Here is a 16085-nt window from a genome sequence, read left to right on the forward strand (position 1 = left end):
TCGGTGATTAGCGCAGCCCGGTAGCGCATCTGGTTTGGGACCAGAGGGTCAAAGGTTCGAATCCTTTATCACCGACCAGGTTCATCGGGAAGTCCCCGGATTTCTTGATACAACGCGCCCTTAGCTCAGTCGGATAGAGCAACGGCCTTCTAAGCCGTGGGTCGCAGGTTCTTATAAGGTACAGATTTGTAGTGCATACGTAGAGTCACTGCAAAAGAGATTCTGAGGGTATAGCTCAATCGGATAGAGCAACGGCCTTCTAAGCCGTAGGTTTCGGGTTCGAGCCCCGATATCCTCTCCATTTTCCATGCTTTTCAGTAAGTTAGAAGAAAGCCGCTACATTTCAATGTCGCGGCTTTTTTTTATTCTCAACAAGTAGTTGCGCACTCGTATGCACTAGTATAGGGTGAATTCTGTACAGGGATTCAGTGCATATGGAGACAAGCTTGGACAGGATTGCATTTCATCTCTCAACTGGTCAAAAATCGTTCGCCTTCTACAGCGATGGAAAGCCCATTGAAGCGTTGAATTGTTATGTCAACGATCTAGCTAGAAGTGCCCCCAAGAGCACAACTGTCAACGTTGCCTCAGACTTAAAAACCTTTTTTGTGTACCTAGAGGCTTTAAGTGACCTAAGCACAATCTCCAGTCTGGAGAGCACGCTCACCGGAACATCACTACTCACTCAAATCATCAAGCAGTTTCCGCTTTACCTGGCTCGCGGCACAGAAAACAACAAAGACTCACTGGCCTACTTTGCTGCCGCTACAACAAAGAGGCGTCCTACTCAAAACAACACAAACGAAAGGATTATCTCTTCAGTTCGTGGCTTTCTCCGCGCATCAGCAACACAACACATAGAAATGCAGGCAGCGGCAGATATGGGGCTGATCAATATTAATTTGGCTCCAGAGGCAATGTTTAAAGAAGCATTGCTTAGCAAAGCAGTCTCTCCGTATGAAAGAAAACAGCTATTTAAAAAATCTATGTTTGCTGGGGTAATATGCAATGGCCCCCGTTTAGCAGAAGGCAGCCTTCTGAAGTACAAGAAAGTATTTCATTATGCAGCAAAAGGAAGTGGTAGAGAAAAGTGGCTTCCTCCTGAGGATACCCTCCCCTTGCTCAATGCAGCTAAAACCCTTCGTGATCGCTGTTTGTGGTCACTGATGCTTGGTACTGGTCTTAGAAGTATTGAAGCCTTTGCTCTCTTGCTAAGAGACATCAACGTAGAAGAGAAAAAGATTAGTTGTGTCAATCCAATAACACGCCCCTTAGAATATGGTAATACATTTGAGAGGATTTCTGGAGAGGCACTTTCATCAGCAGCATACAAGGGACGTGATACCGAAGAAACGTTTTTTATTGAACCTTTTCGTACGATATTTTTTGAGACTCTTCCACGTTATCTTCGTGAGGAACGAGCCCCCCTGCACTGTGGGCATCAGCTATTATTCGTTGTACTTAAAAAACCCTACGAAGGGCGCCCTTTGGTTCTTTCAGACCATAATACTAGGTTATATCCCTTCAGAGCTGCTCTTGAGAGAGTTTACAAAGTACGAGGGACTCCAATGCCAAAAAATTTCGGTCTTCATTCAACACGGCATTTTTTTGGCATGTACAGTCTCAATTATCTTCCTATCCAGTTAGAAAATGGAAATATTAAACATGGGCTGAATGAGCACACTGTCCAAAGATTAATGGGACATTCATCTATCGAATCAACTCTAGTTTATGCTGTGCCTGACATAGAGAAGGTCAGGACTCAAGCTGAGGATGCAATGAGATTACTCACATCCAACATTGTAAATTCCACGGATATGAAAATGCTAGCCGAGTCCTTTGGCGCTAATTTTTAGGTGTGTTAATTATGTTAGATGATAAGAATCTCAGAGACATTGGGCAGTCAATCTCAGAAGACCTTCATGCCTTCTCATATCTTAAGGGTGTAGCACGTAACTACGACCCCAGAAAATGGTTCGCCTATCAATTAAGCTTGGTTCCAATTGAGTGGAATGAATCACTTGTTACAAAAATCCTTGAAACAATCTCGGATGCAAGAGCGTGGCAGGATAATTTTGATAGTATCTTTCCATCCATAATGCATTTGGCTGTTGATAGTAAAGCCAAGGGAACCGTTCGCTTCATTTTTTTTGCTCTGCTGGCTAATGCTGCGCAGTCCGGATGCAAACTTCCCGCTGAAATCCGTTGGGGAGACGCAAAGATTCATAATGAGCTATTAGGAAATGGGACATGGCTTCACTATTTTCCTAGAATTGCTATAGACTTAATTGCTGAATCACAACGCCCTGATAAAAAATCAGAACTGAGACCATTTATTAAAAATGAAGTTCTAAAAGGGACAAATTTCAATCATAAAACGTTGACAGCAAATGTCAGCTTTATTGCCCGTTATATGCTCTGCAATGGTATTACCTCATATAAACAAATGACACCTGAGTCGTTTTCTCAGTTTATGATTGAGAGTACTATTGCCATGCCATCAAGCGCAATAGCATGGCGCCAGGTCTGCTATGCATTAGAAGTTGGCAGAGTTCTTCCACATGAGTGGTGTAATGATGTTGAGTTACTTTTTACAAGACGACCTGTAGAATCTCGAATAGCCAAGCTGAATGACCAGAATCTTTTCTCCACTAGAGATGCCCAACACAAAAATGTTGAATACAAAGAGGTATGTCGCAGTGAGGAAATAAAGTTATTAGGCGAAGTCTGCCATAACTCGACCGTCCAACGTGTACTAATCCCTATTGTAAACAAAGGCATTGTTGAATTTGGAGATATTACTATAAATAAAAGCACCACTGAATATGCTCCAAACAACATCGAGGATGGTCTATGGAAACGAGCTCAACTAGCATTCTGTAATGTCGCTCATATTGAGAAAAACACATCAAAAGATCGAGCAAGAGCACTACAATATCTGAATTCGTATTTATATTCTTATTTACCAAAATTTTTTGAAAAAAATGAAACCTGTTTATTTGAATATCCTAACACCCCGAGTAAGTTTATAGGTTCTGTGTTTTTTCTCGTGGATCCCGTTATAGACTATCAATATAAAAAAACCGCTGAAGCCAGCGGAAAAGATGTTATATATCCTGTTTCACTTTTCGATTTCATTGACGCTTTAGTACAAGATAATAGCAGGGATGATGATACGGATTTTAATGAGCGAAACACGATAAGAGAAGCTCTTGCAACATTAAGGCGATTTTTTCAAACAATAATTGACGAATATCATGAAATCGATGGATATAATCTAAAGTCTAATCCTATCCGTTCATTTCGAAACGTAGGATATAAAGCCAGAAGCAAAAGCAGCAAAGATATATTTCATTTGGGATATTGGGTTATATTTCGTATTTTTTTGAAGGAGCTAGCAAAAACGCTTTTGATTATTTCCGCTAAAAGAGCACGTAAACATCTAGAAAATGATGAGTCAGAATACGTTGATGTTTTGAAGTTAGAATTAAATAAAATCCATAAAATTCCATATTTTGAACATTTACAGAACACTATAGACAGTGACTCAAACTCTATATTCATACCAGCGACTATTACGCTAGGTGGTATGGAGTTTGATATTGGAACCATTGAATACCCAAGCAATAGTAAAGGCATAACGAAAAAAATTAAAATGGGTAAATCGCTTACTATGGTTCCGTTAGCTAACTATCACCATGTTATGATCTTGGTTATAGCTGCTTATGCAGGCCAACGAGCCTCTAACGCTGCATACCTATGTGCTGATACATTTGATTCTGACTATACACCTCCCATCAATGGAATGATCAGTGAAAGACTAGTGCCACTCCGCATTCGAACCGATAAGGTCAAACCAACAGGCCTTGATAGTATGATATCGGAAGAAATTATGGTCATGTTGCGTTTTGCCAGAACACTTAGACAGCTTTACTCAGAGGAGGCATATACACAACCGATCCCATATCAGGATAATGAGCAGTCCAAGAACGGAAAATTCCGCCCTCTGCTACAGTCAACATCAAAAAACTCAGATTATCATTTTTCTATATCTCCCTATATTAAAATGTTTGAGGATTGGCTAACAAAAACTGGAATACCATTTGTCAGCAAACTCAGTTACGCACCAATAAATGCAACGATTAGAAGCCTAGATCACGCAAAAAAACATGGTTCAATAATCAATGCACCTTCTTATTTAATAAAATATAGTAATGAGTCAGAACCACATCCGTTCACACCAATCGTCCAGAAAACCGCAATAACTATACATAGTCTGCGAACACAACTTGTAACCGTAATTCATGCCGCAACTGGAGATAGTGAGGCGGTAAGGATGTTTACAGGACAGAGTGATGGCACCATTAATTTTTATACCAAACTTGACATTGAAACAGATAAGGTTCTGGCTCCAATTCGAGAAAAATACAGAATAGCATCTGTAACTGAGTCAGTTGTTCGTGAAGAAGATCTCATTAATGCGGTTACTCGACTCGATGGTAATGCATCACCATTTTTTGCAGGCTCTGAGGTGGGGCTGAATGCACTCAAAGAGTCCGGTGGCCGTGGTTTGGCTCTCAACTACACTCACATTTGTCCGCATGACAACCAGTGCCCAGAAGAAGTAATTAACACACATGGTAGAATGAACTGTCATGAATGTTCACGAGCATGTATTACCGAGCATCACAAAGTGGCAATTTCGGCTGTAATAAGACGCAATCTAGATGAGATAAATGATGCTTCTGCAATGCTAAAGAATTCAACTAATCAAGCAGAACAAGATACGCTAAGAATACAGTTAACAAATAGTTTATATAAAGCATCGTGTTGGTTTGTTAGATTACGGCATATAGAGGACAATCCAGGCTCATTCATGATATTAGGAGCTAAAAATATCGAACAATTTAGGATAATCCCCAGTGACGATATATCCAATAAACTATTTGCACGACTACAGGAGACCAATGGAGCACCCTCAATGCAGAGTAATTATTTACAACGCATGGCCTCCATGATCGCAGGTAAAATTCAGGTAATGGCTATGCGAGAGACATTACCTAGTTTTGATAATATGCAGAATTATGACCCTGTGAGGTTTGTAGTACAAAACTTGACCTTATTAGCTGAGTTAAAAAATACGACGCCAGAAAAGCTCCTAGATTTGTGTATGGAACAGAAAACCTTAGATATAAACCTGCTAGAGGAACTCAAAATTGTTTGAGCGAATGAAATATAGTCCAATGCTAATAGAGAAAGAGCGAAAGGTTCAGACTCGAAAAGATCGCATTGAGAAAATATTGAGAAGCCTCGATTGCGATCTCTACCCCACCCTAACCGCCCTCACAGAGGCAATAGCTAGAAGATATAACGAGATTTACTCAACTCAGGATATCTCATCAGAGATCCACCCTAGAAGAGATTTATTAAGTGGCTCCACATTAAGACGAAAAAACAGTCCTTACCGAACGCTAGTCGCATCATTTTATAAAACGGAGGAGCGAATAAAAATCCAACTACGCTCTAAGGAGGCACAACTCGCCGAGGAAAACTTAATCTTACGCAGCGAGTTAGCAGCAATGCGCAGTGAATCCCAAAATCTAAAAGCTGCTCTAGAAAATGCTCATCAAGAAATAGAGCGACAACGATTAAATAGCATAACCTCACGCACGGCATCGGGAGTAACACCAAAATATTCTGATGCTGAGATCATGGCTTATAAAGCCATTCTGTTATTGTTTGAAGCAGGCCGCTCATCCTCCGGTTTCGAGATAAAAAATGACTCAATCACCCAAATTTCTCTCCGTGGAGATATCACTGTAGTGGATGAATCAAGATGTCCTTTGTTTTTTAGCTGGTATAGAGGAAAATCAAGATGAAGCCATATATTTAATACAGCTCCCATGTAATAACAATATCACGTTACCCATAAGCAAGGTGATTTAATTACCACGTTAAAATAAATCACCTTCATCATCAACTAAGTGATCACCACTTTCTAGATAGGTCATCAAAATGGCTATCTATTCTAGCCTTGTTCATTAACTCTTTTTTCTCCTGCTCATTCAAACTAACCAAGTTATGAGAAAACTCATTAAAAAACAGCACAGGCTTAAATAAATATTGTGTTGAGTCAAGAAATTCATGATTCACTCGCATCGAGAGATACTCAAGTTTATCAATGAACCTATTGTAAACCCAGCCACTTCTATGGCCTTTATTCCTGGCAGCCTCTGCAAGAACCTCTATCTCTCGCGTCAAGAATGAGTTAACCAGCTCAGCCTGGGCAGGAGCATTTGCACACAATGTTTTAAATGAATTAACCCACCACCGTTTAAATGGAATAGAGGAAAATGCACAACTACCGCCAAGCCAGGGTGACCGATATCCAATATCTAATCTACGAGTCGCCTCGTTTGAAGACAAAGGGAAAAATTTTTCAATACTATCGAGCCGTGAGCTGAGCCTGAAGCCAGCTGTCCCCTCTGCTTCGTATACCTCACCAGTGTTGTAGCTGCCGATATGGTGGTATAGAACCGTACCAAAGGGGGCACTGCGTTGGTCTTCTACTAACTGGTATAAAGCAAAAGACCTACAATCTCCCAGATCCCACCCAACCTTTAAATCTTCACACAGGCTAGCATTGGTAGAAAACGTACTATTGAATTCATTTATGATTTCGGAATACGTATCCATATGTCCCCCTACCTTAACTCACGTAATTAGTTATCATAAGCCTGCCTTGACCTTGATGGTAACCTTGCACTGGTCATCCTTAATCCCATAACCAGTACATCCCCAAAAGTCACCATACTGACCATTACGGATTTTCATTGGTCGTCCGCACTCAGGGCATATTTTAATTTTGCAACCACAAAGAGAATTATTGCAAACACTCTCATTCCTTGTATCAATTGATGGTGAGTGGCATTTTTCACACACTCTAGCCTTTCCTACAGGACAGCCAAAACCTGTGCTACAAGCATAGAAATCACTATACGGCCCCTTAACCAACTTTAGATAGCCATCTGTACAGTATGGGCACTTGAACCTTTTTTTTGATTCCTCACTGAATGCTTTTGAAACAACATTTATCTTGTATTTTGGCGAGAGTAACTCCGTCACAAAATCGGATGGTGCTGTAGGATTGGCAATAATATATACTTTCTTCCTTGCTCGGGTAATGCCCACATACAGGAGACGCCTTTCCTCAGAATGAGGATATGGGTCTAGAGATGGCAGCAGGGATTCAACTATAAGGTTGTCTTTATTTTCATTAGGGAATCCCATCTTTCCTTGAAAGAAGCCGATTAAAATTACATAGTCTGCCTCTAACCCCTTAGATTTATGGAAACTCCAGAAGTTAACATTACGCAAAGTATTAGTCTGTTTTAATGCACTCTTAGCCTCATTTAAAAGATAGTTATAACGAGCAATAACGGCGATGCTTCCAGTCGCATCATTTTCTCTAATCTTTTGAACAACCTCAGCGACTCTTTTATTCAAACCTCCTTTTTCTGGGGATTTGTCATCAAGCAGATAAATCTGTGAATCCTCAACCACAGTATGCGTTTCTATATACTTTTTATACTGTTCAGGATTTTCCATAATGAACTGACCAGCAGTATCAGCAATACTATTGTTATAGCGGAAGGTCTTTTGTAGCTTAGTAAGCGTGTAGCTACCAACGATTTCACCAAAGCGAGTTGTTAGCTCTAACTTTCCACCATTAAATCTATAAATTGACTGCCAATCATCACCAACGACAGTTAGTGATGGCTGTGGCCCATTTTTAATGATGGTCTGAATGAACTCCATTCGAGCTGTTGATATATCCTGGAACTCATCAACCAGTATGTATCGCCATTCAGGAATATATTTGCCAGCATTCACCTCCTGAATCGCTCTGATTATCATGTCATCAAAGTCAATTGCATTCTGTTCTCTGAGCTCACTGATATATGCATGATGAAGCAAATCCAAGATTTCTGAGAGCTTCTTGGAATGATGCACTCCAGTAGCATCGAACCTACTCTGTATGGACTCTTTCGTGAGGCGTTCAACTCGAATGGATTGGAGGGCTTTTGTCAAAAGTTCACCCCAGCCTGTGATATGACCCATATCACGCAGCTTGCTGAACAATTCATCAGGAGATAATGGATTAAGAATGACACCATTATCAAACAGCTTTTTCTTGAGGTTTTCCAGTAAGACACCTTCTATCCATTCATAATGGAATGTCTCAATTAAAACTGTTTCACATTCATTATGCAGCATTCTTTTATTATTAATGGACTGATTATAAGAAACACGATCTATATCTGGCCTGGTTCTTCCATGACGGTCTATACCGAAATGCTCAATATAAAGTTCAGGTTCTATGATTTTAAAGTCTGGGCGATAGTCAAAACCAATATCAATGCGCCGTTTGGTCACATATGGAGACTCATACTTATACTCAACACCATTCTCATAAAGGAAATTTGCTATAAGGAGTTCCTGGTAACCCTTAACGAGATCACTGTTGAGGGTTCTGAATTCGTTGTCCCTGATATACGCTTCATATTCTGATTTTGACTTAAAATCAAAAGGGTTAACGGGTTCTGGGAACATGTTTATAAAGTCATAAATCCTATCGATATCTGATGATAAATACTCTTCAAGCCATGAGGTGACCCATAGTTTTAGCTTTACGTCATCCTCAGTAAAAATAGATATGTTGGTATCAACGTTTGAATTACGTAGAATCATCCTGCCTAACGCATGGAAAGTAGCAATCTCTGGAGTCGATTCTAGCTCAATATTAGACTTTTTAGCTTTATCTGCGAGGCGTTCACGTAGTTCGTTTGCAGCGGCATTGTTATATGCAAGAACCAAGATCTCCGATGGCTTCGCTAATCCTCGGTCTATCAAATCGAGGGTCTTAGCAACCATTACAGATGTTTTTCCAGTACCAGCTGCTGCAAGCACCATATTCCTATCATTGGAGCGTAATACGCCCAAACGCTGCTCATTAGTTAATGGATTTGATTCTACTACATCAAAGAACTCTTTTCTTTTTATAAGTTGATACTCTTCGTGCTGTTCGCGTATGTAGTCAATATTAAGAGGATGATATGATATTAGATTTTTTACCTTCTCTATTAGTTCAGGATTTAAATATATTTCCCATTGTTCGCTCTGGGCCTCATAGTCGCGGCTCAATGACATACATATCTGAGCAAGATTACTCACCCAGGAATCTCTTGGGTACTCATCAAAAGCAAGACTATAAAACTCGGTAACTTTCTGCTCTATTGTTGTTGTAATATGCTTTGCTATTAAATAGTTTAGCGACTCAACGAAGCTATCTGAATCAGTACATCTAATAAATTTGTGTTTTTTAGTCTTACCTCCAATTTTATAGGTAAGTATCCCGCCTAGAAATTTTCGTTCAAAAGTTGCAAAACTTCTGAAGTCGGATGCAGAGTCATTTTCTAAAATAGTATCTTTTTTTGAGGATACTAAATTATCTCCCTGCACAACAATAGTATCTGAGCCAAGGATTTTCCCAATAAAATTAAATGATAGCTTGGCTATGGAATCATTCATTAACAACTCTCTAATTAATGCGTGATGTGACTGATTTCCTAGCCCACAAGTTGTGGAGCCAAATGAGTGATATCGTAACAGATTACAGGAGTAGTTTGGTCACAAACCTATGAGTAGAGAAAACTAGATGAGAGGGCGATCACACGGAGCTGCATCTAAGTTGTGGTTTGGGCTTGTGAAGCCAACTGGCTGCACACCAGGCGTTGTTTGACCTCAAGAGCATGTGACATTGCGTACAAGCCCCATGGGACTGGCAACAATGTAGCACTCCATGCGGCCACGTTGGCGACAAGCGGGAAAGCAGCTGGCTAGAGTCATGGTTGTATACAAGTTGATAGGGTTTGGTATGCCTGTTCTCAAGCCAGTGAATAAAGGGGGCAACGGATTGGGTAAGGGTGATCTGACTTCGATTTTGATAAACAACGTTGAGTTGTATTCGGTTCTTACTAGTGGTTTGATATGTGTATCAATTAGCTCATGTATTCTAAACTCATCTTCATTATGGAGCACACAAATGGCATCACCGTCAATAGAGGTTTTCCCCGTAGGTAACGGAGATATGACCTTAATCACCACTAAAAATAACAAAAAGATTTTGATTGACTGCTATCGAAGAGCAGGTAAAGAGTACGATTACCTAGAAGATCGTCTGAGAGAGCGCCTGAACACTGACGAAGATGGCCGCCTCTATGTGGACGTGTTTGTTCTTACCCACCCTGATGCAGACCACATAACCGGATTTGACACCATGTTCCATACTGGTGTTCCAGATGGCTGGAGTGATAAGTCCAATAAAATTTTCATCAACGAAATTTGGTCATCACCTCGTGTATTCCGCCGAGCGACAGCAAAAGGGGCAGATGGCAACAACCCTCTTTGTGATGATGCCCGAGTATTCAATACAGAAGCTAAGCGTCGAGTTCAACTCTATCGGGATAGCAAGCACATTGGCGATGCTGGCAATCGTATTATCATCCTTTCTTCAGATGAAGATGGCAAAACAGATGATATCCAGCCCATTGTTGCCGATCTTTATACATTGTTCGGTGATATGTCCGGTATAGATGACAACTCTCTTAATGCTTTCTTGCTTGCTCCTGCCGATAAACAGGAGGTTGCCGAAGACGAAGAAGAGCTTACAAAGAACAATTCCAGCGCAATCATCCGCTTTGACTTGACTAATACTATCTACAATGACGAACTTGCTTGCAATATCACCCACACGCACTCAGTTCTCATCGGCGGCGATGCAGAAGTTAAGTGCTGGGAAGTTCTTCATGACAAGCTGAAGGCTACGGGTCAACTTGATGAGCTTGCCTATGATGTTCTTCTGGCTCCACACCACTGCTCTTGGCGCTCACTCTCTAATGACAGCGAATCGCAATGCGAAGATCCTCAACTGAATGAGTCCGCCCATGCTGCCTTGAGCTTCGCAAACCCAAGCGCATTAATTCTATGTAGCAGCCAAGAATTTGGTGAAAAGACACCTCCATCACAACGTGCTAGGGATGAATACGAAAAAATTCTCAAGGACAAAAAAGGAGGCGAGTTTTTGGCCGTAGTGGAGCAAGGTGAGGATGCTGATGGCAATCCGAATTCACTCATGATCACTTTCACTGAAGGCAAGCCAAAGAAAACAAAAAAAACACAAAAGCGTGACTTCTCGACGGTTGCTAACCCCGCAGCGGTTTCTAAGAGCGGAAAAAGTACGTATGCCTAATGTTCAGCTGACCTCAATTGAGGTACTAAGCGAGTACCTTTCTGACAGGTATTCGGCTGAGCGACTATCTGAAGGAGAGTTGCGGGGCTTGGGGATTACCTCAAGCCCCTATGCAGCCAGTTGGCGTATCCAAACTGACATCAGGCACCCAGACTGTGGTAATGAGATTCAATTGATTGTTGCGGCTATACCTACTTTTCCCTTCCGTGTTCCGCACATCTATACTCACCCCATACTGGAAGTCTTAAAGTACCCTCATGTTGAAGAGGAAGGTAGGCTTTGTGTATGGGGGGATGAGGTTTCCTTTGACCCGCAAGACATTGCTTATGTTGAACACCTAATCAACGACAGTCACTCTTTGGTAGAAAAAACAATCTCAGGTGAACTCGATGAGGACTTCTACACTGGTTTGTTAAGTTACTGGGCTCGTTCTTATACCCCCTCACCAAAGGAACAGAAGGCTACCAGTTTATGTAACGTCAAGATCCTTACATCTCGACAGATTCATGTAGCTTATGACAGCACCAAAGGAGTCATATTTGCTGACACCAAAGATGAGCTCAATGCTTGGCTGAAAAATATTGGCCTCAAGCCGAGCCACAAACACTGTTCTACCACACTCCTTATTAATCTGACTGAAGCTTGGCGGCCATCGGAATATCCAACGACACTTGGTAATATTTTGTCGATACTGGAAGCCCAATGTGTCAATCACGACCAAGCGTTAGCTGCAATCGCATGTATCTTGGGTTCTAGTCTCAATAATCATGCATTCTTAGTACAAACCAATACAGTCAACGGTGCAATTATTACTGCGATGAGGTGCGTGGGTGGCATTAGTACAAGAGGTCATGCCGGACAAGAAAATCTGCCCAAAGCAAAAGCTGGAAATGGTTTTAGAGATAACCGTATCCCTTTACAATACCTAAAAGCTAGATGTTCGCAAATTGCTATCCGTGGAATAGACGTAGAACGCAGAGACCCATCATGGGTTCTAGGTAGAGACTCGAACCCATGCCTCCCAATAACCAGTGGAACTACTATTGGTATTATCGGGCTTGGCTCTGTAGGTTCAAGTCTTATCCCTCTACTTATTAAAGCTGGGTTCAGTCAGTTTGTTTTATGTGATGGTGACTCACTTGAAGCTGCAAATGTCGGCAGACACCTTCTTGGCATGAACTACATAGGCACCAATAAGGCGGAAGCTTGCAAAAGTTATATTCAGAAGAACTACCCATGGGTAAATGTTTTGTATGCAGGGTGTCGTAAATGGTTTGACGACGAGAAAGCTATAGAAGCACTTACAACAAAATGTGATTTGGTCATAAGTGCAACAGCAGAATGGGCATCAGATAAAGCCATACAGGAAATGATAGAAAATGACAGACTATTATGTAGTGTTGTCTTCTGTTTTACCGAAGCACATGCTGTAGCTACCCATTGCTATGTAAATATGGCCGGTAGCTTTAGCTATGGGTCTCTATTTGATAACACAGGGAAACTCCAAGAAAGCTGCGCCAAGTTTGACCATCAAACCACAAAGAAAACACATTTTTGTGGTGGCGTATTCCAGCCATACGGCGGTGTAGAACTTAGCTTCGGGCATAGCATGATAGCTGAAACTGTCACTGAGCTTGCTTGTGAAGGCATTTATAAAGATTGCTATCGTGTATGGGTAGGGAGCCGAAAGCTTCTGCAATCAGTAGATGGCACATGGAATCCAGGTTGGGAAGAAAAGTATGGAGAGATTGGCGATGGCTCTAGAATCCTCAGCGTTATCTAGTCAGGCTGCGTCTGTTGAGTTCACATCCCTCTCTTTACATGGGCTATCAGTGAATTTTTCGGAAAACGCGATCAACCAATTATACCAGCACAAACAAACTGGTACAAAAGATGAAGCAGGTGGTTTTCTGTTTGGAGAAATCGATTCCGGTGTGGTGACGGTCTTATCTGTATCCTCCCCCAGCAGCGCTGACAAGAGGTCTCGCTTTGGCTTTTCATGGAATAAGCGAGAAGCCAACAAAACAATACAGGAGAGATTCAAAATGGGATTACACTACCTCGGTGATTGGCATACTCACCCTTGTTGTAATCCAACCCCTTCTTGGGATGACACCCAATCGATCCGAAGTACCTTTCTAGAATCTGAACATCAGCTTAATTATTTCATCATGCTGATTCTTGGAACTGCGGGGATCGAACAAAGTTATGTCGCTTTAACCGACGGTAAAAAGGAATATCGATTTAATGCAAAATGAAATTATACAAGAGCAGCTAAACACCAGAAAAGAGCTGCCCATACAACCGAAAGCCTACACAAAAAGAGATTTTTTCTGTGCTATCGCTGTTGGCATCTATCTTCTTTTGCTACTAATGCCTTCCATTGGGTACTGGTACATGGTCACAACTAATGCCCCCCCTCCTTGGGTTGTGTCGATTAAGCAAGTTATCGAGTGCGTGTTGGTAGCAGTTAGTGGGGGCGTACTGTATTGCTTGCGGGCGGTGTATTTGAATTATAGTGTCAGAAAGCAATGGGATGAGGTCTGGGTTGTTTGGTATTTATTCCGACCATTTGCTTCAGGCCTGATGGGTTTCGCCACTTATTTGATTATCTCTGCTGGTCTTGTAGCTGTAGGTTCGCCTTCAGCTGAGCATCCAGAGAAATTACTATATGTCCTATCATTTTTTGCAGGTCTGAATGTAGATGGATTTTTGAAAAAATTTGAGGGACAGGTGTCCAGTTCAGTAAAGGTTAAGGAAAGCAGACAAACACAAGGTTCGTAACCTTCAGCCAAACGTTGCTTGATCTTAAACCTCTTGCCGCCCACCACCCAGGGTGCGGTAAAGCTCTATCGTTCACGGCAAGTAATGACGATTGCAGCTGATGTCGCTATCGCTGCAACCTTCCTTTCTCCCGTCCCCTACGCAACTCGAAGCTCAAGACCAAGCGTATGACCCAATGAACCCTGTTGTTCGGCATACCAGAGAATATATGTGGTATTTATGATGTCTATGAAACATTTATTCTTTCCGACATGATATGTGCATCGTCACTTAGGAGCGCATTCATATGGGAAGAACATCGTTTGTCATCAATCCTGAAAGGCTGAAGGGTCTGCGCGTTGAATCAGGCCTGACCCAAGAAGTGTTGATGAGTAAGGCTTACAAGATTTTGGGACGCTCTCCAGAGGCCGCTCCAAAAACCCTCATTGGTCATTACCAACGAGTAGAAAAGAACGGACATACCAGCAAGGCTTTGGCAATTGCTCTAGCTCAAGTGCTTGAAACAACCGTAGAGGTATTACAAGGAAAAGATACTCCTGAGTCTTATCACTATATAGATAAATTAGTCAAACAACTAAAAGCACAGCTGGAACTCGGCAATAACCTAGCGCTTAACACTGAGTTCTCTGAGTGGCAAAGACAATATAATAGTGAATGTCCCGATATAGACGAAGACATCCATGGTTATGCAAAAGATCTTGGCATCAAAATAGAACTGGCTCAATTGATTGGACAACCTGACGAGTTAATAAAACTTCGAGATATTACAGGTTGGAGTAGCGAGCAAATTCTAAATCCTGCTAATGTACATGGTCACTGGTTTATCCGTAAGACTGTAATGGACTCAATAAGTACAAGTTTGGAGTATGGCCTTAGTGAGATTATGTGGGAGGTACAAGATGTCATCAAGAAGGTGAGTCATTACTATACAGAGGATATGCATATCAGCATTAAGCATGCATATCCCTGGATACATGTAGATCTTATCCACCCCAGAATGAGTGACTTCCATAAAACCACTTTCATTTTTTCAAGGACGTTACCTAAGCCTGATGGATTAAAATGGGTGTCACCTAGTGAAGCAGATAAATGGATGTTGTCTGAGCTAGACCGAATAGCATTTGATGAAGCAAATTTTGTAACCTTAAATGATGATTTTAATTATCCATCAGACATAACAAATTTAAGACTGAAAATCATTGAGATAACTGATCATGCTAAGAGCAGGATTGCATATTCCGAAGGTTGGTTTACTGACCAAGAAGATTCGGTATTTAACAGGTTTATAGTTAGTGGTAGATCTCATGCCTGGATAGTTAATAAGCTTACTAGTGGTCTAGCAGAGGGATTGCGTACTCATCTTCATCAACTACCTGAGGTCTCATGGAAGGTCAGTGCGAATAATGGAAGAATTAATTTAACCTGTGACACGTGGAGGTTATCTGCGGAAAAACGTAGAAAACTTGGCTTTTACAATCTAAGTTACACTATTTCGTTAGTTGAACTAATGCCTGATGGTAGCTATCGAGCTGCACCGTGGTCTAAAAAAGGCATAGAAGATGCAGCTAATGATATAACAAGACAATTACAGTGGGTATGGGCATCAGAAGATTTTGCTTCTGATGATGAGCAGATAATCCTTCACTTTCAGGAAATAACCAAGTTTGGAGAAACAGTTGTAGATTTAACTAACTCATCCTCGCTGGAGGAATCATGAAATATTCAGCTTCTAAAGAAATAAATGATATTGTGCGGGAATATATCAGACGAAACTGGAGATACAAACGAGGTAAAAAACATGGCCTGCTATATCCACCAAACTGTGGTTTATTTATCGTAGTACCTGGCTCCCCTAGTGATAGCCTTGCTGGGTTCATTTTTAGTCAAGAGATAAGGAGACTAGAAAGGCGTGTACAGATCTAGTTATCACCTGACACCGATCTTAAACCGGTGTCTTGTTTACGCTACTTTCGTGCGCCCTTCCTTTGGC

Annotated in this window: 10 protein-coding genes and 3 tRNA genes; 11 read left to right on the plus strand and 2 right to left on the minus strand. The window is 41.4% G+C overall.

Annotation, left to right across the window (positions count from 1 at the left end):
- Nucleotide 1: 1 nt before the first annotated feature.
- From AACR77_RS04630 to AACR77_RS04655, 6 genes are all read left to right on the plus strand, one after another.
- Nucleotides 2-78 (plus strand) — tRNA-Pro (locus AACR77_RS04630).
- Between the two features lie 44 nt (nt 79-122).
- A tRNA-Arg gene (locus AACR77_RS04635) sits at nt 123-213 on the plus strand.
- A gap of 11 nt (nt 214-224) precedes the next feature.
- A tRNA-Arg gene (locus tag AACR77_RS04640) sits at nt 225-301 on the plus strand.
- Between the two features lie 145 nt (nt 302-446).
- Nucleotides 447-1856 carry a tyrosine-type recombinase/integrase gene (locus tag AACR77_RS04645; protein WP_081999282.1) on the plus strand — a complete coding sequence of 470 codons (1410 nt, stop codon included), beginning with the start codon at nt 447-449 and terminating at the stop codon, nt 1854-1856.
- 11 nt (nt 1857-1867) lie between these two features.
- Nucleotides 1868-5224 carry a hypothetical protein gene (locus AACR77_RS04650; RefSeq protein ID WP_042877991.1) on the plus strand — a complete coding sequence of 1119 codons (3357 nt, stop codon included), beginning with the start codon at nt 1868-1870 and terminating at the stop codon, nt 5222-5224.
- Complete coding sequence (locus AACR77_RS04655) at nt 5217-5879, plus strand: hypothetical protein (protein ID WP_139440989.1); 663 nt, start codon at nt 5217-5219, stop codon at nt 5877-5879. Before AACR77_RS04650 ends, AACR77_RS04655 begins: the two co-directional genes overlap by 8 nt.
- A gap of 109 nt (nt 5880-5988) precedes the next feature.
- Here AACR77_RS04655 and AACR77_RS04660 read toward each other — a convergent pair whose 3' ends face one another.
- Nucleotides 5989-6696, minus strand: a complete 708-nt coding sequence (locus AACR77_RS04660) for a hypothetical protein (RefSeq protein WP_139440988.1) — start codon at nt 6694-6696, stop codon at nt 5989-5991.
- A gap of 33 nt (nt 6697-6729) precedes the next feature.
- Nucleotides 6730-9591, minus strand: a complete 2862-nt coding sequence (locus AACR77_RS04665) for a UvrD-helicase domain-containing protein (protein ID WP_081999278.1) — start codon at nt 9589-9591, stop codon at nt 6730-6732.
- A gap of 559 nt (nt 9592-10150) precedes the next feature.
- Between AACR77_RS04665 and AACR77_RS04670 the strand changes: the two genes are divergently transcribed.
- The 5 genes from AACR77_RS04670 to AACR77_RS04690 all read left to right on the plus strand — a co-directional run bounded on the left by AACR77_RS04670 (nt 10151) and on the right by AACR77_RS04690 (nt 15812).
- The gene (locus tag AACR77_RS04670) at nt 10151-11311 is read left to right on the plus strand and encodes a hypothetical protein (RefSeq protein ID WP_197055465.1); all 1161 of its coding nucleotides are present in this window, start codon (nt 10151-10153) and stop codon (nt 11309-11311) included.
- Complete coding sequence (locus AACR77_RS04675; protein WP_081999283.1) at nt 11304-13094, plus strand: ThiF family adenylyltransferase; 1791 nt, start codon at nt 11304-11306, stop codon at nt 13092-13094. The genes AACR77_RS04670 and AACR77_RS04675 overlap by 8 nt, the downstream gene beginning before the upstream one ends.
- Nucleotides 13066-13569 (plus strand): Mov34/MPN/PAD-1 family protein, encoded by a 504-nt coding sequence (locus tag AACR77_RS04680; protein ID WP_162513481.1) that lies wholly within the window; start codon nt 13066-13068, stop codon nt 13567-13569. Before AACR77_RS04675 ends, AACR77_RS04680 begins: the two co-directional genes overlap by 29 nt.
- Entirely contained in the window at nt 13559-14095 is a 537-nt protein-coding gene (locus AACR77_RS04685; protein ID WP_081999281.1) for a hypothetical protein, read from the plus strand. Before AACR77_RS04680 ends, AACR77_RS04685 begins: the two co-directional genes overlap by 11 nt.
- 286 nt (nt 14096-14381) lie before the next feature.
- Nucleotides 14382-15812 carry a hypothetical protein gene (locus AACR77_RS04690; RefSeq protein ID WP_139739533.1) on the plus strand — a complete coding sequence of 477 codons (1431 nt, stop codon included), beginning with the start codon at nt 14382-14384 and terminating at the stop codon, nt 15810-15812.
- Nucleotides 15813-16085: the final 273 nt, after the last annotated feature.

Origin of the sequence: Aeromonas sp. ZOR0002 (genome assembly GCF_963866995.1) — a bacterium.
Classification (GTDB): Bacteria; Pseudomonadota; Gammaproteobacteria; order Enterobacterales; family Aeromonadaceae; genus Aeromonas; species Aeromonas caviae.